Below are 17988 nucleotides of genomic sequence, written 5' to 3'. Positions count from 1 at the left end.
GACAGGCTCGTGGCTGCCGGCAAGCCGAAGATCGTCGCCATCGTCGCGACAATGCGAAAACTCCTCACCATCCTCAACGCAATCATCCGCGACGGTAAACCATGGAAAAACGCTTGACCACAAAGACAGTCGCTCTCCCCGCAAGCGGGGCGAAGGAGACAGGACGCACCGTTTTCGCCAAGTGATGTCTGCCGGCGGGCACCTCTCTCACCCGGCCACCTTTCTCTCATCGCCACTCGACCGGCCAAGCCTCTCCTCGCAGGTCAAAGCTCTCATCACTCGGCCAAGCCTCTCCTCGCCCTGCCACCTCTCCTCCGTCATGCCACCTCTCCTCCGTCATGCTCGGGCTTGACCCGAGCACGCCTCATTCGCGGCTGGATCCTCGGCTCAAGGCCAAGGATGACGACAGTGGGTGGGGCAACATGGGTGAAAAAGAGGGAGCGCGGCGAGTGGGTGAGGCGAAGTGGGGGCAGATGAGCGAGACAGCGAAGTGGAGACCCCGCAACGAAAAAGGGCGCCCGAAGGCGCCCTCTTCCGATATCGCGAACACCGCTCAGACGTAGCGGTTGACCACATTTTCCAGAAACTCCTGCCGGCCGGAGCGGGGCTCGGGGTTGACGTTGTTCTTCAGCACATGGGCTTCCAGCGATTCCAGCGAGGAGCCGCCGGCGAGGATTTTCTGCGCCTCGGGCGTCTGCCAGCCGGCGTAGCGCTCGGCGAGCGGGCCGGAAAGGGCCTTGTCCTCGATCATCTTCGCAGCCGCCTTCACGCCGCGCGCGCAGCAATCCATGCCGCCGATATGGGCGATGAGGAGATCGGCCGGGTCGGTCGACTGGCGGCGCAGCTTGGCGTCGAAGTTGGTGCCGCCCGTCGTGAAGCCGCCGCCGGCAAGCACCTGGTAGTAGGCCAGCGCCATTTCCGGCACGTTGTTCGGGAACTGGTCGGTATCCCAGCCGGACTGGTAGTCGTTGCGGTTCATGTCGATGGAGCCGAAGATGCCGAGCGCGTTGGCAAGCGCCAGCTCATGCTCGAAGGAATGGCCGGCGAGGATCGCATGGCCCTGCTCGATATTGACCTTCACCTCGTTCTCGAGGCCGTACTTCTTGAGGAAGCCGTAGACCGTCGCGACGTCGAAATCGTACTGGTGCTTGGTCGGCTCCTGCGGCTTGGGCTCGATGAGGATCGCGCCCTTGAAGCCGATCTTGTGCTTGTATTCGACGACCATGTTGACGAAGCGGCCGAGCTGGTCGAGCTCCTGGCCGATATTCGTGTTGAGCAAGGTCTCGTAGCCCTCGCGGCCGCCCCAGAGCACGTAGTTCTGGCCGCCAAGGCGCTGCGTGGCGTCGATGCAGGTCTTCACCGTCGCGGCGGCGAAGGCGAAGACCTCCGGATCCGGATTGGTGGCGGCACCGCCCATGTAGCGGCGGTTGGAGAAGAGGTTCGCCGTGCCCCAGAGGAGTTTCACGCCCGTTGCGGCCTGCTTTTCGGCAAAGTAGTCGACGATCTCGTTGAGGTTCTTCGTGTTCTCGACGAAGTCCTTGCCTTCCGGCCGCACGTCGGCATCGTGGAAGCAGTAGAACGGCACGCCCAGGAGCTGGAAGAATTCGAAGGCGACGTCGGCCTTCAGCTTGGCGGCCTTCATCGTGTCCTCGAACCACGGGCGCTGGAAGGTCTGCCCGCCGAAGGGGTCGCCGCCCGGCCAGACGAAGGTGTGCCAATAGGCGACGGCGAAGCGCAGGTGATCCTCCATGCGCTTGCCCGCGACGATCTCGTCGGGATTGTAGTGGCGGAAGGCGAGCGGATTGGTGCTCTCGGGACCTTCATACTTGATTTTGGCGATATCGCCGAAGAAGCCGGTGGCCATGGATGTCTCCTCTTGGATTGTCGTTGATCAGTAGGCGGCGCGGATCGCCGGGTAGAGGCGGCGGTAGCGCTGGTAGGCGTCCTCGTAGGCGGCCGTCAGAGCCGCTTCCGGTTCGATGGTCTCGGCCGTCGCCGGGGCGGTCAGCACCTCGGCCGGGTTCGCGCCCGTGGCGGCGATGAGCCCGAGACGGGCGGCGCCGAAGGCCGCGCCGAAATCGCCGTCGGCCGGCAGGTCGACAGGCAGGTCCAGCGCCGTGGCGATGGATTTCAGCCAGTAGTGCGAGCGCGAGCCGCCGCCGATGGCGGTGACGCGCGAGAGCGTCGTGCCGGCGGATTTCAGCGCTTCGAGATTGTCGCGAAGGGCGAAGGAAACGCCCTCCAGCACGGCCTGCGTCAGCACCGCGCGGCCGCTCTCATGGCCGAGGCCGAGGAAGGCGCCGCGGATGGCGGCATCGTTGTGCGGCGTGCGCTCGCCGGAAAGATAGGGCAGGAACGTGACGCTCGAGGGCGCCTTCAGCCTCTCGCCCAGCTCCGCCGTCAGGTCGGCGGCGGACGCGCCGGTGACGCGCGAATGCCAGTTGAGCGCATCGGTCGCCGAAAGGATGACGCCCATCTGGTGCCAGGTATCGGGCAGCGCGTGGCAGAAGGCGTGGACCGCGCTTTCCGGGTTCGGCAGGTAGCGGGCATTGGCGGCGAAGAGCACGCCGGAGGTGCCGAGCGAGACGAAGGCCGCGCCCTCGCGCACCGTGCCCATGCCGCAGGCGGAGGCCGCATTGTCCCCCGCCCCGCCGGCGATGACGACGCCCTCGCCAAGCCCCCAGGCGGAAGCGAGCGCCGGCCGGAGGATACCGCCAGGTTCCGTGCCTTCGACCAGGCCCGGCATCTGGTTCTCATCCAGATCGGTCACGGCGAGGAGTTCGGCGGACCATTTGCGCGCGCCGGTATCGAGCCAGGACGTGCCGGCCGAATCCGACATTTCCGAAAGATGCTCGCCAGCCAGCCAGAGACGCAGGAAATCCTTCGGCAGCAAGACGCGGCGGACCTTGGCGAAGACGGCGGGCTCGTTGGCCTTTACCCAGGCGAGCTTCGGCGCGGTGAAGCCGGGGAAGACGATGTTGCCGGTGATCCTGCGGAAGCGCGGATCGGCATCGAGCGCGGCGGCCTCCTTGTGGCTGCGCGTGTCGTTCCACATGATACAGGGGCGCAGCACGGCGTCGTCCGCATCGATCAGCGTCGCCCCGTGCATGTGGCCGGAAAGGCCGATGCCGCGCACGGCGGCGAAGGCCCCAGGGTGAGCGGCGCGAAGGCCGGCGACGGCCTCCTCCGTGGCGCGGATCCAGTCGGCCGGGTCCTGCTCCGACCAGCCGGGATGCGGGCGGCTGGTCGCCACCTCGCGGCTGGAAGCCGAGCCGATAACCTTCTGGTCCGCGTCGATCAGCATGGCCTTGACGCCCGAAGTGCCGAGGTCGATCCCGAGATACATCACGTTCTCCCTAGTTGCCGCCAGCGGCGGATGGGTCAACTGCGTCCGGTTCGGCCGGCAGGTTGTCCCGGATGAAGATATCGAGGCGGATGCGCTCCTGCGCGGCGTTGACCGGCAGGCCGTCCGCCTTGGCGCGCAGCACGCGGACGGCGCTGCGCACCTCGTGGCCGGCATCCTGGTTGAGCACGGCGTCGACGAGGCCGCTTTCCAGCCCGGCGCGCGTCTCGGCCGTCAATTCGTGGGCGATGACGCAGACATCGGTGCGCCCCGCGGCGGCAAGCGCCCGAATGAGGCCGCGGTTGCCGGCGCCGAGGCTGTAGAGGCCGGCAAGGTCCGGCACCTCCGCAAGGCACTCGGCGATCAGCGAGAAGGAAAGCTCCGGATCGTCCTGGCCTTCCAGTACCGGCAGGATGGCCCGGGCGACGAGCATGGCCGACATGGCGGCAAGGAAGCCTTCGAGGCGCTCGCCATGGTCGCGCACGCGCATGGAGCCGGCAAGCACGGCGACGGGGCCGGGCCGGGTGGCGAGGAAGCGGCCCATGAGGCTACCCGCCGTGCGGCCGGCGGCGATGTTGTCGACGCCGATGAAATGATCGCGGGCCGAGCCTGCAAGGTCGGAGACCAGCGTGACGAAGGGAACGCCCGCCGCCCGCGCCCGCTCGATGGCGGAGAAGACCTCGGGCCCGTCCACCGCGACGGCGGCGATGCCGGAGACATTCTCCGCGACCGCCGCGTCGATGGCGGCGGCGAGCGCGGCGGCATCGAAGGCGGGAACCGTGACGACGGAAAGCTGCGTGCGCTCGGCGGCCGAATGCAGGCCCGCGCGGCGCACTTCCGCTTCGAGTTCCCGCATGAAGGGATTGTCGCCCTCCGGCAGGATGAAGACGAGCGGGTAGATACGGCTCTTGGCAAGGTTCGCCGCCGCGACGTCGCGCACATAGCCGAGCGCTGCGATCGCCGCCTCGACCTTGGCGCGCGTGACGGCGCGCACGCCCGGCCGGCCGTTGAGGACGCGGTCGACCGTGGCGAGGCTGACGCCCGCCTTGTCGGCAATATCGTGAACCGTGGGTCTCATCGCTCCTCCGTGCGCAGACCCTTAGAGGAATTTCTGATGTACGTAAATCAGAAATTTTCGGCCGGAAGCCGGCAGGCGTTTTTTCAGGTCTTGAAGCGCTTGCTGAAGGCGTTCGTGAAGGCGGCTTCGCCGGGGTTTTCGCCAGCCTTGCCGAGCACAACGTCCATGAAGGAATCGGTGATGCGCACGAGCGCGAAGCCGCCCATATAGGCCGCGACGGGCTTGAAGAGGTCGTAACCCTCGCTGGCATAGATCATCGGCGTCGGATGCTCGTGGCCGTGGAAGATGCCGACCACGTTGTAGCCCTTGAGGGCGGCCAGCAGTCCGGCGCGCTCGGCATCGGTCCACCAGTGCGCCGGGCCGCTGCCCTTCGGGTCGAAGGTCTCGGCGGCCGGGTCCCAGTGCTCCGTGGAGAAGGAATCCCAGCCGTAGTGCTGGAAGAGCACGACGGGGCGGCCGTCGGCGGCATAGGTCGCAAGGTCCTGTTGCAGCCAGGGAAGCCCGCTGATGGCGCCCTTCCTGTCGTCGCCGCCGAAGCGCTGGAGCTGGATGAGGTGCAGCCCGCCCCAGTCCCACGAATAATTGTCCGAATCGATGTCGTAGTTCCCCACCGGCACGGGCGCCTTGTAGAAGACGGTGGAGCGATGGTTCAATTCGACATAGTCGCGCAGTTCCCGGCGATACCAGTCGACATGCGGCTTCACGCCATCCTGGTCGAGGTCGTGATTGCCGAGGCCGCTATAGACCGGATAGTGCACGCGGTCGGGACCGACGCCCTGCTGGTAGCGGCTGGAATATTGCTGGAGCTGGCGCCCCTCGCCCGGCACCTTCACCTGCCCGCCGCCGTCGTCCGTCAGGTCCCCGCCGATGACGAGGCCGAGGGGCGGCACGATGGCCGTGCCCGCGCCAGCAAGGCCGGTCGGCTTGCCGCCGATCTCTGCCGGCCAGGCCTGCCCGGCAAGGCCGTTCACCGCCGCGACGTGCCGCAGCAGCGCCGCATCGGTCTTGCCCTCCGCCTCGCAGCCCGGGCTGAGCCCGTCGGCCGAAACGAGGCAGGCATGCACGTCGCTGGAAAAGAGGAAGGTGGCATCCGTTACCGGCCGCCCCGCGGCCCGGCCCGGAAGGCCGCGAAGGGCAAGCGACAGGCCGAGGCCGCCGGCGGCGGCGGCGGCGAGGAAATGGCGGCGGGTGGGTGTGGGCGGCAAGGATATCTCCCGGGGCATCGATGGGCTTTCGCCATTGTGGCGGAAAAATCGATGCGCCCGCAAGAGGTTGCCGGCGGCAGGCGGTCAGTGCCCGCCGCCGCCCCCGCCCATGCCGGACTGCGGCTTGCGGATCGCGAGCACGCAGACGACGAGCCCGCCGAAGAGGACCGTCAGAAGCAGGAAGATATCGATGAGCGACATGATATAGGCCTGCTGATGCACCATGCCGGCCATCTTCTTGATGGCGATGGTGGGGCCGTCGAGGCCGTGGGCGGTGAAGTTGCCGGCCATGCTGCGCAGCCGCTCCAGCGCCTCGGGATTGCCCCATTGCACATGCTCGGACAGGCGCAGGTAATGCTCCTGCGTGCGCTGGGTCAGGATCGTGTTGATGATCGCAAGGCCGACGGCGCCGCCGAGGTTGCGCGTCAGGTTGAAGAGGCCGGACGCATTGCGGATGCGGTCGGGCGGCAGCGTACCGAGGGCCACGTTGTTGATCGGCACCATGCAGATCATCAGCGAGCAGCCGCGCAGGACCTGCGGAATGAAGAGCTCGTAGAAATCCCAGTCGGCCGTGAGCTGCGTCATCAGCCAGGTGCCGAGCGCAAAGCCGGCAAAGCCGATCATCATCATGATGCGCGGATCGAGCCTGGACGACATCATGCCGGCGATCGGCGCCGTGCAGAACATGGCAAGGCCTGAGACGAACATGGTCTCGCCGATCATCAGCGCATCGTAGCCGCGCACATGGGCGAGGAAGAGCGGATAGATATAGGTGAGGCCGTAGAGGCCGATGCCCATGGCGAAGGAGAAGATGGAGCCGAAGGCGAAGTTGCGGTCGGCAAACGCGCGCAGGTCCACCACCGGGAACGGCACCTTGAAGGCGCGCCAGAAGAAGACGATCGCCCCGATCGCCACAGCCAGCGAGCCGAGGACGATATGCTCGTCGGAGAACCAGTCCTTGTTGTTGCCCTCTTCCAGCACGTATTCGAGCGAGCCCAGGAAGACCGCCATGGAGGCGAGGCCCCACCAGTCGAAGCGCTTCAGGAGGCTGAATTCCGGCTTGTCGAAATCGATGAGGTTGAAGGTGACGACCGTGACGATGATGCCGGGGATGATGTTGACGAGGAACAGCCAGTGCCAGGAGAAGGCGTGGCTGAGATAGCCGCCGACCGTCGGGCCGATGGTGGGGGCGAGCGTCGCGACGAGGCCGATCATCGGCGAGACGACGGAACGCTTGGAGGGCGGGAAGATGGTGAAGGCGGCCGCGAAGACCGAGGGGATCATGCCCCCGCCGATGAAACCCTGGATGGCGCGGTAGACGATCATCTGGTCGATGTTCGTGGCGGTCGCGGCAAGGGCGCTCGCAAGGGTGAAGCCGGCGGCGGAGAAGCTGAACAGAATGCGCGTCGAGACGATGCGCGCAAGGGTGCCCGACAGCGGGATCATGATGACTTCGGCGATGAGATAGGAGGTCTGCACCCAGGCGATCTCATCCGCCCCCGCGCCGAGACCCGCCTGGATTTCCGAGAGCGAGGCCGAGACGATCTGAATGTCGAGGATCGACATGAACATGCCGAAGACCATCGCGAAGAACGCGATGACGCGCCGGGTGGGAACCCGGTCGGCATGGGCCGGCGCCGCGGCAAGCGCGCCGGCAGTCATTCGAGCGGTCGCCGCCATGGCCCGCGCTCCCTGTCTGGTGCACCCTGCAGGCGGCGCTGGCGCCGGCCCGCTGATGCGGTGAAACGATATATGCCTTTAGTTCGCGTCGGCCGGCGCCGTGCGGCTGTCGACGTCGACGACCACGGAGAGCCCGGCCCGGAGCTTGCCCGTCTCCAGCGCGTCCCTGGGGATCGCGATGCGGACCGGCACGCGCTGCGTGACCTTGGTGAAGTTGCCCGTGGCGTTCTCCGCCGGCAGCAGCGAGAAGACCGAGCCGGAGGCCGGCGCGATGGACTGGACCGTGCCGACGATGTCGTCGTCCTCGTAGGCATCGACATGCAGGTGCACCTTCGAGCCGGGAACGAGATGGGCGATCTGCGTCTCCTTGAAGTTCGCCTCGATATAGAGGTCCTTCACCGGAACGAGCGCGGCAAGGCGCTGGCCGGCCGAGACGAGGTCGCCGACCTGCACCGAGATATTGCCGACGACGCCGTCATAGGGCGCCTTCAGCACGGTGAAGCCGAGGTCGCGGTCCGCCTTGGCAAGCGCCAGTTCCAGCGTGCGGATGCCGCTTTCGGCCTCCGTGCGCTGCGCCTGGAGCACGGCGATATTCGCCTTGGCGGCCACGATGTTGGCATCGGCCCCGACGAGGTTGGCCTTGGCCTGGTCGAGCGCGACGGTCGCGCTGTCGAGCGAGGCGGCGGTGCCGACGGCCTTGACGTTCAGTTCCTTGGCGCGCTTCTCGGCGACTTCCGCGCCGCTGAGGGCGGCCTCGTAGGCCGTCTTCTGGGCCTCGGCCTGCGCAAGGCTGGCGCGAGCCCCCTCGATCTGCGCGTCGATGCGGTCGAGCGCGAGCTTCTGGGTGGCGATCTGCGCCGCGGCCTGCTCCTTGGCGAGGCGATAGTCGCCGTCGTCGAGGGTGACGAGCGGATCGCCGGCCTTGACCGTCTGGTTGGCGACGACGTTCACCGCCGCGACATAGCCGGAGACCTTCGGCGAGATGGAGGCGATGTCGCCCTCGATATAGGCGTCGTCCGTCGAGATCATGAAGCGGCCGTTCGTCCACCACTGGTAGCCGTACCAGCCGCCGGCGGCGAGCAGCGCCACGGCGAGGATCGGCAGCGCCATGCGGCGGCCGCCCTTCTTCTTCTCCGGTTCCGCGACGGCGGCGGCGGCAGGGGTCGCCTCCGCGGTCGTCACCGGCCGGGCCTCGGCGGTTTCGGCTTCAAAATCATCATTGACCGGACGAACTTTCGCCGTGCCGGCGCCATGGGAAGTCGACATTGGCTTGCCACCATACTTTGTGATAAAATTCCGAACTGAACCGTTCGGTTCGATTTGACATAGCTCTCTTTCTCGCGCATATCAAGTGAAATCGAACCGAGTGGTTCGAAATAGTTGAGACATGGTTTCAGACACGGGCAGCGAAATGCACACGACGGAAGACACGTTGGCCATCCCGCATACGGGCCGCCGCGTCGCCGGCGAGGATCCGGCCAAACGCGAACAGATCCTCGACGGGGCGAAACGCGTGTTCATGGAGCAGGGTTTCGAAGCGGCCAGCATGAACGACATCACGCGGGCCGCGGGTGTCTCCAAGGGCACGATCTACGTCTACTTCGAAAACAAGGAAGACCTGTTCGGCTACATGATCGAGCGCGAGCGCGGGCGGATCACCGAGACGGTGCGCCATGCGCTCGACAGCCGCAAGCCCATCGCCGAGACCCTGTGGGAATTCGGCACGCTCTTCGCCACCCACATGACGGCGGACCACACCATCCGCGCCATGCGCATGGTGATCGCCGCCAACCATCGCCTGCCGATGCTCTGTAGCCGCTTCTTCACCGCGACGCCGATCAATCCCGTCTCGGTGCTGCAGGCCTATCTCGACCGCCAGGTGACTGAGGGCACCGTCGTGTGCGACGACACCGTGCAGGCCGCCAAGCAGTTCATCGAATTGACGACCGTCGGGCTCTTCAAGCCGCGCATCTTCGGCGCCATGGAGGAGGTGCCGACCGCAGCGGCGATCGAGAAGAACGTCGCCTCCGCCATCCGCGTCTTCCTCGCCGCCTACGGCGCGAAGGCGCAAACACCCGCGGTCGATGACGAATTCGTGAAATAAGCGGCAGGCGCGGCCTGCCCGTCTTGCCAGACGGCGGATTCTCCATACATACGGAAAGCCCATTCCAGCACCGTATTCAGGGAGAGGAGACCGGATGGACAGCCTTCTTGCGCTCATGCAGGACCCCGCCGCGTGGATCGCGCTCGTCACGCTCGTCGTGATGGAAGTCGTTCTCGGCATCGACAACCTCATCTTCATCTCGATCCTGACGAACAAGCTGCCCGCCGAACACCGGGCCCAGGCCCGCCGCATCGGCATCGGGCTGGCGCTCGTCATGCGCCTCCTGCTGCTCGGCACCATCGCCTGGATCGTCCAGCTCACCACGCCGGTCTTCACCGCCTTCGGCCACGGCTTCTCGTGGAAGGACATGATCCTGATCGCCGGCGGCCTCTTCCTCGTCTGGAAGGCGACGAAGGAGATCCACCACAATGTCGATCCGATCGACCACAAGGAGGACATGGTCGGCGGCGCCGTCACGACGAGCTTTGCCGCCGCCATCGGCCAGGTTCTGCTGCTCGACCTCGTCTTCTCCATCGACAGCATCATCACCGCCGTCGGCATGACGCCGCACCTGCCGATCATGGTGGTCGCGGTGCTCGCCGCCGTCACGGTCATGCTGGTGGCGGCGACGCCGCTCGCCAACTTCATCGAGAAGAACCCGACGATCGTCATGCTGGCGCTCGCCTTCCTCTTGATGATCGGCACGACGCTGATCGCCGAGGGCATGGGCTTCCATGTGCCCAAAGGCTACGTCTACGCCGCCATGGCCTTCTCGGCGCTCGTCGAGGTGCTGAACATGTTCTCCCGCAATGCAAGGCAGAAAAACAGGGGCACGGGCGGGCATTGAGGGAAAGGGAGCGCCCGCGAATCGCGGGCGTCTCCGTGCAGGCGATGGTTAGCGGAACGGTAACGAAAGAGGGCTAAATTTACGCAATCAGAGCTTTCGGCGGCCCGCGGCGGGTCGTCCGGTAAAACGAGGATTGTGTCTTGAGTATCCGTCGATCGACCGCAATGACTGCGGCCGCCCTCCTTCTTGCGCCCGTTCCCGCCCTTGCGGGCGATTACTTCTGGTCCGGCGACTGGTATCTGAAGGTCGGCGCCGCCGGCTTTTCCGCGCCGCGCTACGAGGGCGCGAAGGGGCATCTCTTCCAGATCACGCCGCTGATCTCGCTCGGCAAGGCGGGCAGCGCGGTCCGCTTCTCCTCGCGCAACGACAATCCGTCCTTCGCCCTCATCGACAGCGGCGCCTTCCGGGCTGGCGCGACGGGCAAGCTCATCATGCCGCGCGACGAGGACGATTCGGCAGACCTGAAGGGCCTGACACCGGTGAAGTTCGGCGGCGAGCTCGGCGGCTTTGCGGAAGTCTACCCGACGGATTTCCTGCGCGTGCGCGGCGAAGTGCGCCGCGGCATCCGCAGCCATGACGGCGTCGTCGCCGATATCGCGGCTGACGCCTTTGTCGATGTGCTGCCGAACGTGCGCGTTTCGGCCGGCCCGCGCATGACGCTCGCCTCGAAGGACTACATGCAGGCCTATTACGGCGTGAAGCCGAGCCAGGTGGCGGCCTCCGGCCTTGCCGCCTACGATCCGTCCGGCGGCCTTCATTCGGTCGGCGTGGGCGCGGCGATCACCTGGCAGGTCAGCGAGAACATCGAGACGAGCGCCTTCGCCGAATACAAGCGCCTCATGGGCCCCGCGGCCGATTCGAGCCTCGTCAAGCAGCGCGGCGACCGCGACCAGACCCTCATCGGCGTTGCCGCGACCTATCGCTTCGGTTTCACCGTGCCCTGAACGGCCTGCGGCCGCGTGCCGGCTTGACCGGGGCGCGGCCGCTTGCGATCTAGGTGCATGATCAGCACCTCCTCCGATTCCGGCCGCGTTTCCGATGCGCCGTCCGACAACTGGGTCTACCGCGTCCTGCCGCGCGGCATCTGGCCCTATGCGCAGCTTGCCCGCTGGGACCGGCCGATCGGCTGGCAGCTTCTTCTCTGGCCCTGCCTGTGGTCGGCGGCGCTCGCCGCCAATGTCGCCGCAGCGGCCGGCAGCTTCGACTGGGCGCGCCTTGTCGGCCATCTCCTGCTGTTCTTCCTCGGCGCCGTCGCCATGCGCGGGGCCGGCTGCACCTATAACGACCTCGTCGACCACGATATCGACCAGGCGGTGGCGCGCACCCGCTCGCGCCCCCTGCCGTCGGGCCGCGTCACGCGCCGGCAGGCGAAGATCTTCATGGGGCTGCAGGCGCTCGTCGGCCTTGCCGTGCTGCTGCAGTTCAATCTCTTCACCATCGGCCTCGGCATCGCCTCGCTTGTAATCGTCGCGGTCTATCCCTTCGCCAAGCGCTTCACCGACTGGCCGCAGTTCTTCCTCGGCATGGCCTTTTCCTGGGGCGCGCTGATGGGGTGGGCGGCCGAGTTCGCCAGCCTTTCGCTCGCCCCCGTCGCGCTCTACGTCGGCGCCATCGCCTGGACGATCGGCTACGACACGATCTACGCCCACCAGGACAAGGAGGACGACGCCCTGATCGGCGTGCGCTCCACCGCCCGCCTCTTCGGCGAGAGGACGCGGCAATGGCTCGTCGGCCTCTACGGGCTGACGGTGGCGCTGATGACGCTTTCCTTCTGGCTTGCCGGCGTCGGCATCCTCGCCTGGCTCGGCCTTGCCGCCGCCGCGCTGATGTTCGCCTGGCAGATCCGCACGCTCGACATCGACGATCCGGTGCAGTGCCTCGCGCTCTTCAAGTTCAACCACGTCGTCGGCTTCGCCATCTTCCTGGCGCTGGTGCTCGCCCTCTTCTTCGCCTGAGGGCAAACGAAAAGCCGGCCGCAGGGGACGGCCGGCTTTCCGGAGGTCATGCTTTCATCGCAGGCTCAACGGCGGGCGATGATCTCCCGGCCGTCGATCTTCATCTGGACGCCGAGCTTGCCGGTCGTGCGGCGCACGAGGAAGCGGGGGCGGCGGTCCGCGAAGTAGGAATGGCGGCGGCGCGGCCGGGTGGGGCGGCTGCCGACGGCGAGGTGGTCGTCGAGCGGACGGGCGATGCCGTCGGCTTCCACCATCAGCATGGGAATGCGGTAGGCGTCCGACCAGCTCCGCCAGTCGGCGGCGATGTCGCACAGGTCATGGGCGACGAGCAGCGGGATGCAGAGGTCCGGGTCGTCGTGGTGCAGTTCCAGCGTCACGGTCACTTCGCCGTTGCCATGGTCGATGGCGCGGGCGGCGACGCCCTTGAAGGCCCGGGCCGGAAGCGCGATGGAAAGCGGCAGGCCGCTGGAAGGCAGGACCTTGCGCAGGACGGCGCCGCGCTCGTCGAGGGTGATGGTGGCGTCGGTTCCTTCCATCCTCAGCTCGAACGTCACCTGCTGCGGAAAGCGCTTGGGATCGAGCCTTAGCGTGTTGCCGGCCCATGCCGGCTTGGAAACGGTATTCAGCATGTCTTTCGCCCTTGTTTTCCTTGAGAGCCGCTTTGCGATCTTCTCATCGGGACTTTGCGTCCTCTGAGCGTGAGATTAGGCGCCCTCCCTTCCAGGCCGCTTAAAAATCGCGGTTAAGAAAACTTTGCAGTTCCTGATGGTTAGCAAAACCGCACGGGCTAGGGTTTCGAAGAGGTGAACGGAAGGGCGGGCAGCGGGAAAGGCCGGGACAAGCCTCGCGCGCGAGAATGGACGAAGATCGGCTTGCCGATGATCCGAAGGAAGAGTCCCGATGCTGTCCACCTATACGAGCTACAACCTCATCACGAAGGACATGTTGAAGTCGCTGAACCGCACGGGCAGCGAGGCGGTCAACCAGCGCGAGGCGGACTATTACAAGGAGAACATCGGCAAGGTCGCCACGGTGGACGAGTTCCTCGACGACTACCGGCTCTACTCCTACGCCATGAAGGCCTATGGCCTGGAGGACATGATCTACGCCAAGGCCTTCATGCGCAAGGTGCTGGATAGCGACATGTCCGACGCCAACAGCTTCGCCAACCAGCTCACCGACACGCGCTACCGCGATTTCGCCAATGCCTTCGCCTTCACCGCCGCAACGCCCTCGGCGCAGACCGAGGTGCAGCTCGACGAGATCATCGGCCTCTATTCCGCCACCGCCGCCAATGCCGGCGCGCAGATCAAGGAGGAGACGCGCTACTACGACATCGTCATCGACAAGGTGACCAGCGCCGACCAGCTTCTCAACAACGACCGGCTGCGCAACTACCTGCTGACGGCCTTCGACATCGACCCGAACACCTATTCGCGCCAGACGCTCAAGGGCGTGCTGACGAGCGACCTCGACGATCCGGCAAGCTATTTCAACACGCAGTTCGCCGGCCGGCAGACGGCGGCAGAGGCGGCCATCCAGACGGCGACGACCGAGCTTTCGGGCCTCGAATCCAACGACGCCAACAAGGCGCGCATCGCCGAACTGAAGGCGGAGATCACCCGGCAGAGCGCGATCGTCGCCAATGTCCAGAAATACCGCTCGCTCGCCGAGGCCTACAATTTCAACACCGACGGCACCGCGACGGCCGGCACGGTGCAGAACGCCACGCAGAAGCAGAACACGAACGACCTCTACACGCTCTCCAATCCGCGCGTGACCTCGGCGGCCGCGCAGCTCAACCAGGAGCATTTCAAGAGCGTGGTGGGAAGCGTCACGACGGCGAACGCGCTCATCGCCGACGAGCGGGTCGTCTCCTACCTCAAGGCCGCCTACGGGCTCGACAAGGTTTCGGTCACCAGCTTCACCCTGCGCAACATCATGACCAGCGACCCCGACCCGAACAATCCGAAGAGCTACATCAACATGTTCGGCGGCGCGGACAAGGAGGCCTATGTGGCGCTGCGCGCGGCCTTCAACTTCGAGGAGGACGGCACGCTTCCGGCCGGCACGCCGGCGCAGACCGCCGCCCAGACCTCGGCCACCGCCAGCCTCTACTCCTCCCACTACAACGACAAGGACGACGAGGCGGACGAGCTTGCCGTCAACCGCTTCAAGGGCCAGATCGGCGCGGTGACCACGGTCCAGGATTTCGTCGACGAGGCGACCGTCTACGACTTCGCGTTGAAGGCCTACGGCCTCGATCCGGACAAGGTTTCCGCGCTCACCATCAAGAACGTGCTGAAGAGCGACCTCAACGACCCGAAGAGCTACGTGTACCAGCTTCACGACGAGCGCTACGTGGAGCTTGCCAAGGCGTTCAATTTCGGGTCGGACGGCAAGATCGCCGAGCCCAAGCTGGCGCAGGCCGAATCCGAAATCCTTGCCATGTCGCGTGCCTATGTGACGGAGAAGTCCCGTTTCGGAACGGATGACGACAAGACGAAGGCCGAGGAAGAGGCGAAATATTACACCGTCCAGATGCAGAAGATCGATTCCGTCTCGGACTTCCTTGCCGACAAGCGCCTCGTCGATTTCGTGCTGACGGCCAACGACATCGATCCGGAGAGCGTCGATACCGAGTTCATGAAGAAGATCTTCACGTCCGACCTCGACGACCCGAAGAGCTTCGTCAACCAGCAGGCGGACCGTTCGTACCGCAAGATCGTCGCCTCGTTCAACTTCAACGCCGACGGCCTCGTCGAGCAGCCGAAGGATGCGCAGGTCCAGTCACGCCGCGGCGTCTACGAGACGCTCGACGGCTATGTGCGCCAGAAGCTGGAGGAGGAGGCCGGCGAGGACAATGCCGGCGTGCGCCTCGCGCTCTATTTCCAGCGCAAGGCCGATACGGTCACCAGCCCCTACGATATCCTCGCCGACGATGCGCTCTTCGAGGTCTTCAAGGTGGTCTATTCGCTGCCGGACGAGATCGGCAGCGCCGATATCGATGCGCAGGCCGACATGATCAAGCGCCACCTCGACCTTGCCGATCTGCAGGACCCGGAAAAGGTCTCCAAGATGATCGTCAAGTTCTCCGTGCTCTACGACCTCAACAACGACACCACCAGCGACCCGGCCGTCTCCATCCTCTCCGCCGATTCCGGCTCGGCCGGCATCAGCGCGGACCTGATGATGTCGCTGGCGCAGCTTCGCACCGGCGGAAGCTGAGGCCGCCTTTCAGGCGCGCACGACCTTGCCCGGGTTCATGATGCCGGCGGGGTCGAAGGCGCGCTTGATCCGGCCCATCAGGTCCATCTCGATCGGTTCGCGGATCTCCGCCAGCTCGTCTCGCTTCAACTGGCCGATGCCGTGCTCGGCGGAGATCGAGCCGCCGAAAGCAAGCACGATGCCGTGGACGATGTGGTTGATCTCCTGCCAGCGGGCGAGGAACGCCCTCCTGTCCGCGCCGACAGGCTGGGAGATGTTGTAGTGGATGTTGCCGTCGCCCATGTGGCCGAAGGAGCAGATGCGCGCGCCGGGGATCGCCGCCGTCACCGCCGCATCGGCCTTCGCCATGAAATCGGGAATGGCCGAGACCGGCACGGAGACGTCGTGCTTGATCGAGCCGCCCTCCGGCTTCTGCGCCGGCGACATGCTCTCGCGCATGTGCCAGAGGGCCTTGCGCTGCTCCTCGCTCGCGGCGATCACGGCGTTCTCGATGAGGCCCGCCTCCATGCCTTCCGCAAGCACGGCCTCCATCATGCGCGCCGCCGTGTCGGCCGCGTCCGAGGTGGAGATGTCGATCAGCACGTACCAGTCGTGTCGGGTGGCGAGCGGATCGCGCACGCCCGGAATGTGGCGCGTGGTGAAATCGACGCCGAGGCGCGGCATCAGCTCGAAGCCGGTGAGCGCCGGGCCGCAGCGGCTCGACGCACGCTCGAAGAGGGCGAGCGCGTCCTTCACCGATTTCAGGCCGGCAAAGGCCACCTCGTGGCCGAGCGGCTGCGGAAAGAGCTTCAGCACCGCGCCGGTGATGACGCCGAGCGTGCCTTCCGCGCCGATGAAGAGGTCGCGCAGATCATAGCCCGTATTGTCCTTCTTGAGGCGCCTGAGGCCGTTCCATACCTCGCCCGTCGGCAGCACGACTTCGAGGCCGAGGCAGAGATGGCGCATGTTGCCGTAGGAGAGCACCGCGGTGCCGCCGGCATTGGTGGAAAGGTTGCCGCCGATCTGGCAGGAGCCTTCCGAGCCCAGCGAGAGCGGAAACAGCCGCCCGACATTCTCGGCCGCCGCCTGGATATCGGCGAGCACGCAGCCGCCGTCCGCGACGATCACGTTGCCGACCGGATCGACGTCGCGGATGCGGTTGAGGCGCGAGAGCGAGAGCACGGCGTCCATCGCCCCCTCGCGCGGCACGCTGCCGCCGACATGGCCGGTATTGCCGCCCTGCGGCACGATGGCGGTGTGCGTCTCGGTGGCGAGCGCGAGGATCTTCGAGACCTCCTCGACGGAGCCCGGCCGCAGCACCAGCGGCGAGGTGCCGTGGTAGAGCCCGCGGCTTTCGACGAGGTAGGGCGCAATGTCCTGCGCTTCGGTCAGCGCATGGGCGGGGCCGGTGATCGCGCAAAAGCGGGCGATGAGATCGGGGGAAAGCGTCGCCTGGACCATGGCTTTACCTTTCAGCCGCGCGGGGCGGCGGCGCGTTGCAGGCGGTCGTTGATCGCTTCGCCGAGGCCCACGGCCGGGATGGGCGAAAAGGCGATGGAGGCGGCGCCCAGGGCGTCGGCCCGTTTCATGTAGCCGAAGAGATTGGCCGCGGCCTCGGCAAGGTCGCCGGCAGGGCTGAGGTCGAGCACCAGCGCGGCGTCCCTCTCGCCGGGCAGCGCCGCACCGCCGAAGCGGATCAGCACCTCGCCGGGGCGCACGTCCCGCGCCTCCAGCCGCACCGGGGCGTCGGGCGCATAGTGCGAGGCGAGCATGCCGGGCGCCTCGATGGCGGCGCCCGCCTTCTCGTTGCGGATGACGGGCCGGCCCGTCAGGCGTTCGACGGCTTCAAGGTCGAGGCCGCCCGGCCGCAGCAGGCGGATCGTCTCGCCCTCGACGCGCAGGATGGTCGATTCGAGCCCGACGACGGCCGGGCCGGCATCGAGCACCAGTTCCAGCCGGTCGCCGAAATCGTCCGCGACATGGCGGGCGGTGGTGGGGCTGATGCGCCCGGACGTGTTGGCGCTGGGCGCTGCCAGCGGCCGGCCGAAGGCGGACAGCAGCCGGCTTGCAAAGCCGGTGGGCACGCGCACGCCGACCGTGTCGAGCCCGGCACGCGCCAGCGGGTGGATGGCGCTTTCGGCCCGGATCGGCAGCACCAGCGTCAAGGGCCCAGGCCAGAAGGCCTCGGCGATCTTGCGCGAGAGCGGGTCGAAGACGGCGTGCCGCTCCGCCATGGCAAGGTCCGCCATGTGGCATATCAGCGGGTTGAAGCGCGGCCGGCCCTTCATCTCGTAGATGCGGGCGATCGCCTGCGGATTGGTGGCGTCGGCGGAAAGACCGTAGACCGTCTCGGTGGGAATGGCGACCGGCACGCCGCGGCCGAGCGCCTCCGTGGCGCGCGCCAGCGCCGCCTCAGGGTCCGTCCGCGTATCCACGATGTCTGCCATGCCGTTCGTCCTTCGTCTGGCGTCTCTTTACAGCCCTTTGGCGGAAAATGCCAAGGCTTGAGCGATTGCCTAAAATGCGACCGACCGGATTAGAGCGGCCGAAAGCGGCGGCTGCTATGGCT

General features: G+C 66.5%; 14 protein-coding genes and 1 pseudogene. 6 read left to right on the top strand and 9 right to left on the bottom strand.

Annotation, left to right across the window (positions count from 1 at the left end; all coding sequences use genetic code 11):
* A pseudogene (locus HNQ66_RS20375) lies at positions 1-117 on the top strand (IS110 family transposase); the annotation flags it as partial.
* A gap of 436 nt (positions 118-553) precedes the next feature.
* Here HNQ66_RS20375 and xylA read toward each other — a convergent pair.
* The 6 genes from xylA to HNQ66_RS20345 all read right to left on the bottom strand — a co-directional run bounded on the left by xylA (position 554) and on the right by HNQ66_RS20345 (position 8572).
* On the bottom strand, positions 554-1864 hold the full coding sequence (gene xylA, locus HNQ66_RS20370) for a xylose isomerase (RefSeq protein ID WP_184146159.1): 1311 nt from the start codon (positions 1862-1864) through the stop codon (positions 554-556).
* Positions 1865-1891: 27 nt separating this feature from the next.
* Positions 1892-3346, bottom strand: a complete 1455-nt coding sequence (gene xylB / locus HNQ66_RS20365; protein WP_184146156.1) for a xylulokinase — start codon at positions 3344-3346, stop codon at positions 1892-1894.
* Positions 3347-3356: 10 nt separating this feature from the next.
* On the bottom strand, positions 3357-4421 hold the full coding sequence (locus HNQ66_RS20360; protein WP_184146154.1) for a LacI family DNA-binding transcriptional regulator: 1065 nt from the start codon (positions 4419-4421) through the stop codon (positions 3357-3359).
* A gap of 83 nt (positions 4422-4504) precedes the next feature.
* Positions 4505-5626 (bottom strand): metallophosphoesterase, encoded by a 1122-nt coding sequence (locus HNQ66_RS20355; RefSeq protein ID WP_380780601.1) that lies wholly within the window; start codon positions 5624-5626, stop codon positions 4505-4507.
* Positions 5627-5710: 84 nt separating this feature from the next.
* Complete coding sequence (locus tag HNQ66_RS20350; protein WP_184146148.1) at positions 5711-7306, bottom strand: DHA2 family efflux MFS transporter permease subunit; 1596 nt, start codon at positions 7304-7306, stop codon at positions 5711-5713.
* A 78-nt stretch (positions 7307-7384) separates the two neighbouring features.
* Positions 7385-8572 carry an HlyD family secretion protein gene (locus HNQ66_RS20345; protein ID WP_184146145.1) on the bottom strand — a complete coding sequence of 396 codons (1188 nt, stop codon included), beginning with the start codon at positions 8570-8572 and terminating at the stop codon, positions 7385-7387.
* 121 nt (positions 8573-8693) lie between these two features.
* Between HNQ66_RS20345 and HNQ66_RS20340 the strand changes: the two genes are divergently transcribed.
* The 4 genes from HNQ66_RS20340 to ubiA all read left to right on the top strand — a co-directional run bounded on the left by HNQ66_RS20340 (position 8694) and on the right by ubiA (position 12212).
* Positions 8694-9410 (top strand): TetR/AcrR family transcriptional regulator, encoded by a 717-nt coding sequence (locus HNQ66_RS20340; protein ID WP_184146142.1) that lies wholly within the window; start codon positions 8694-8696, stop codon positions 9408-9410.
* A gap of 94 nt (positions 9411-9504) precedes the next feature.
* The gene (locus HNQ66_RS20335; protein ID WP_184146139.1) at positions 9505-10257 is read left to right on the top strand and encodes a TerC family protein; all 753 of its coding nucleotides are present in this window, start codon (positions 9505-9507) and stop codon (positions 10255-10257) included.
* A 164-nt stretch (positions 10258-10421) separates the two neighbouring features.
* Positions 10422-11201, top strand: coding sequence for a MipA/OmpV family protein (locus HNQ66_RS20330; protein WP_184146136.1), 780 nt, complete (start codon positions 10422-10424; stop codon positions 11199-11201).
* 57 nt (positions 11202-11258) lie between these two features.
* Positions 11259-12212, top strand: a complete 954-nt coding sequence (gene ubiA / locus HNQ66_RS20325; RefSeq protein ID WP_184146134.1) for a 4-hydroxybenzoate octaprenyltransferase — start codon at positions 11259-11261, stop codon at positions 12210-12212.
* Between the two features lie 65 nt (positions 12213-12277).
* On the opposite strand, the gene HNQ66_RS20320 is transcribed toward ubiA, so the two are convergent.
* A complete protein-coding gene (locus HNQ66_RS20320; RefSeq protein WP_184146131.1) occupies positions 12278-12841 on the bottom strand; it encodes a DUF6101 family protein in 564 nt (187 codons plus the stop codon).
* Positions 12842-13112: 271 nt separating this feature from the next.
* Here HNQ66_RS20320 and HNQ66_RS20315 point away from each other — a divergent pair, with 271 nt between their 5' ends.
* Positions 13113-15440: a DUF1217 domain-containing protein gene (locus tag HNQ66_RS20315; RefSeq protein ID WP_184146128.1), complete on the top strand. Its 2328-nt coding sequence runs from the start codon at positions 13113-13115 to the stop codon at positions 15438-15440.
* A gap of 9 nt (positions 15441-15449) precedes the next feature.
* Here HNQ66_RS20315 and HNQ66_RS20310 read toward each other — a convergent pair whose 3' ends face one another.
* Positions 15450-16880 carry an FAD-binding oxidoreductase gene (locus tag HNQ66_RS20310; protein WP_184146125.1) on the bottom strand — a complete coding sequence of 477 codons (1431 nt, stop codon included), beginning with the start codon at positions 16878-16880 and terminating at the stop codon, positions 15450-15452.
* Positions 16881-16891: 11 nt separating this feature from the next.
* Positions 16892-17866, bottom strand: coding sequence for an L-threonylcarbamoyladenylate synthase (locus HNQ66_RS20305; protein WP_184146122.1), 975 nt, complete (start codon positions 17864-17866; stop codon positions 16892-16894).
* Positions 17867-17988 lie beyond the last annotated feature (122 nt).

This window comes from Shinella fusca, assembly GCF_014203155.1.
Classification (GTDB): Bacteria; Pseudomonadota; Alphaproteobacteria; order Rhizobiales; family Rhizobiaceae; genus Shinella; species Shinella fusca.
The sequence above is the reverse complement of the archived record's forward strand: the minus strand, read 5'-3'. Positions and strand labels throughout refer to the sequence as shown.

Coding starts and splice junctions, on each gene's coding strand:
- xylA (WP_184146159.1), bottom strand. CDS start 1,864: ATGGCCACCGGCTTCTTCGGCGATATCGCCAAAATCAAGTATGAAGGT.
- xylB (WP_184146156.1), bottom strand. CDS start 3,346: ATGTATCTCGGGATCGACCTCGGCACTTCGGGCGTCAAGGCCATGCTG.
- HNQ66_RS20360 (WP_184146154.1), bottom strand. CDS start 4,421: ATGAGACCCACGGTTCACGATATTGCCGACAAGGCGGGCGTCAGCCTC.
- HNQ66_RS20350 (WP_184146148.1), bottom strand. CDS start 7,306: ATGGCGGCGACCGCTCGAATGACTGCCGGCGCGCTTGCCGCGGCGCCG.
- HNQ66_RS20345 (WP_184146145.1), bottom strand. CDS start 8,572: ATGTCGACTTCCCATGGCGCCGGCACGGCGAAAGTTCGTCCGGTCAAT.
- HNQ66_RS20340 (WP_184146142.1), top strand. CDS start 8,694: ATGGTTTCAGACACGGGCAGCGAAATGCACACGACGGAAGACACGTTG.
- HNQ66_RS20335 (WP_184146139.1), top strand. CDS start 9,505: ATGGACAGCCTTCTTGCGCTCATGCAGGACCCCGCCGCGTGGATCGCG.
- HNQ66_RS20330 (WP_184146136.1), top strand. CDS start 10,422: ATGACTGCGGCCGCCCTCCTTCTTGCGCCCGTTCCCGCCCTTGCGGGC.
- ubiA (WP_184146134.1), top strand. CDS start 11,259: ATGATCAGCACCTCCTCCGATTCCGGCCGCGTTTCCGATGCGCCGTCC.
- HNQ66_RS20320 (WP_184146131.1), bottom strand. CDS start 12,841: ATGCTGAATACCGTTTCCAAGCCGGCATGGGCCGGCAACACGCTAAGG.
- HNQ66_RS20315 (WP_184146128.1), top strand. CDS start 13,113: ATGCTGTCCACCTATACGAGCTACAACCTCATCACGAAGGACATGTTG.
- HNQ66_RS20310 (WP_184146125.1), bottom strand. CDS start 16,880: ATGGTCCAGGCGACGCTTTCCCCCGATCTCATCGCCCGCTTTTGCGCG.
- HNQ66_RS20305 (WP_184146122.1), bottom strand. CDS start 17,866: ATGGCAGACATCGTGGATACGCGGACGGACCCTGAGGCGGCGCTGGCG.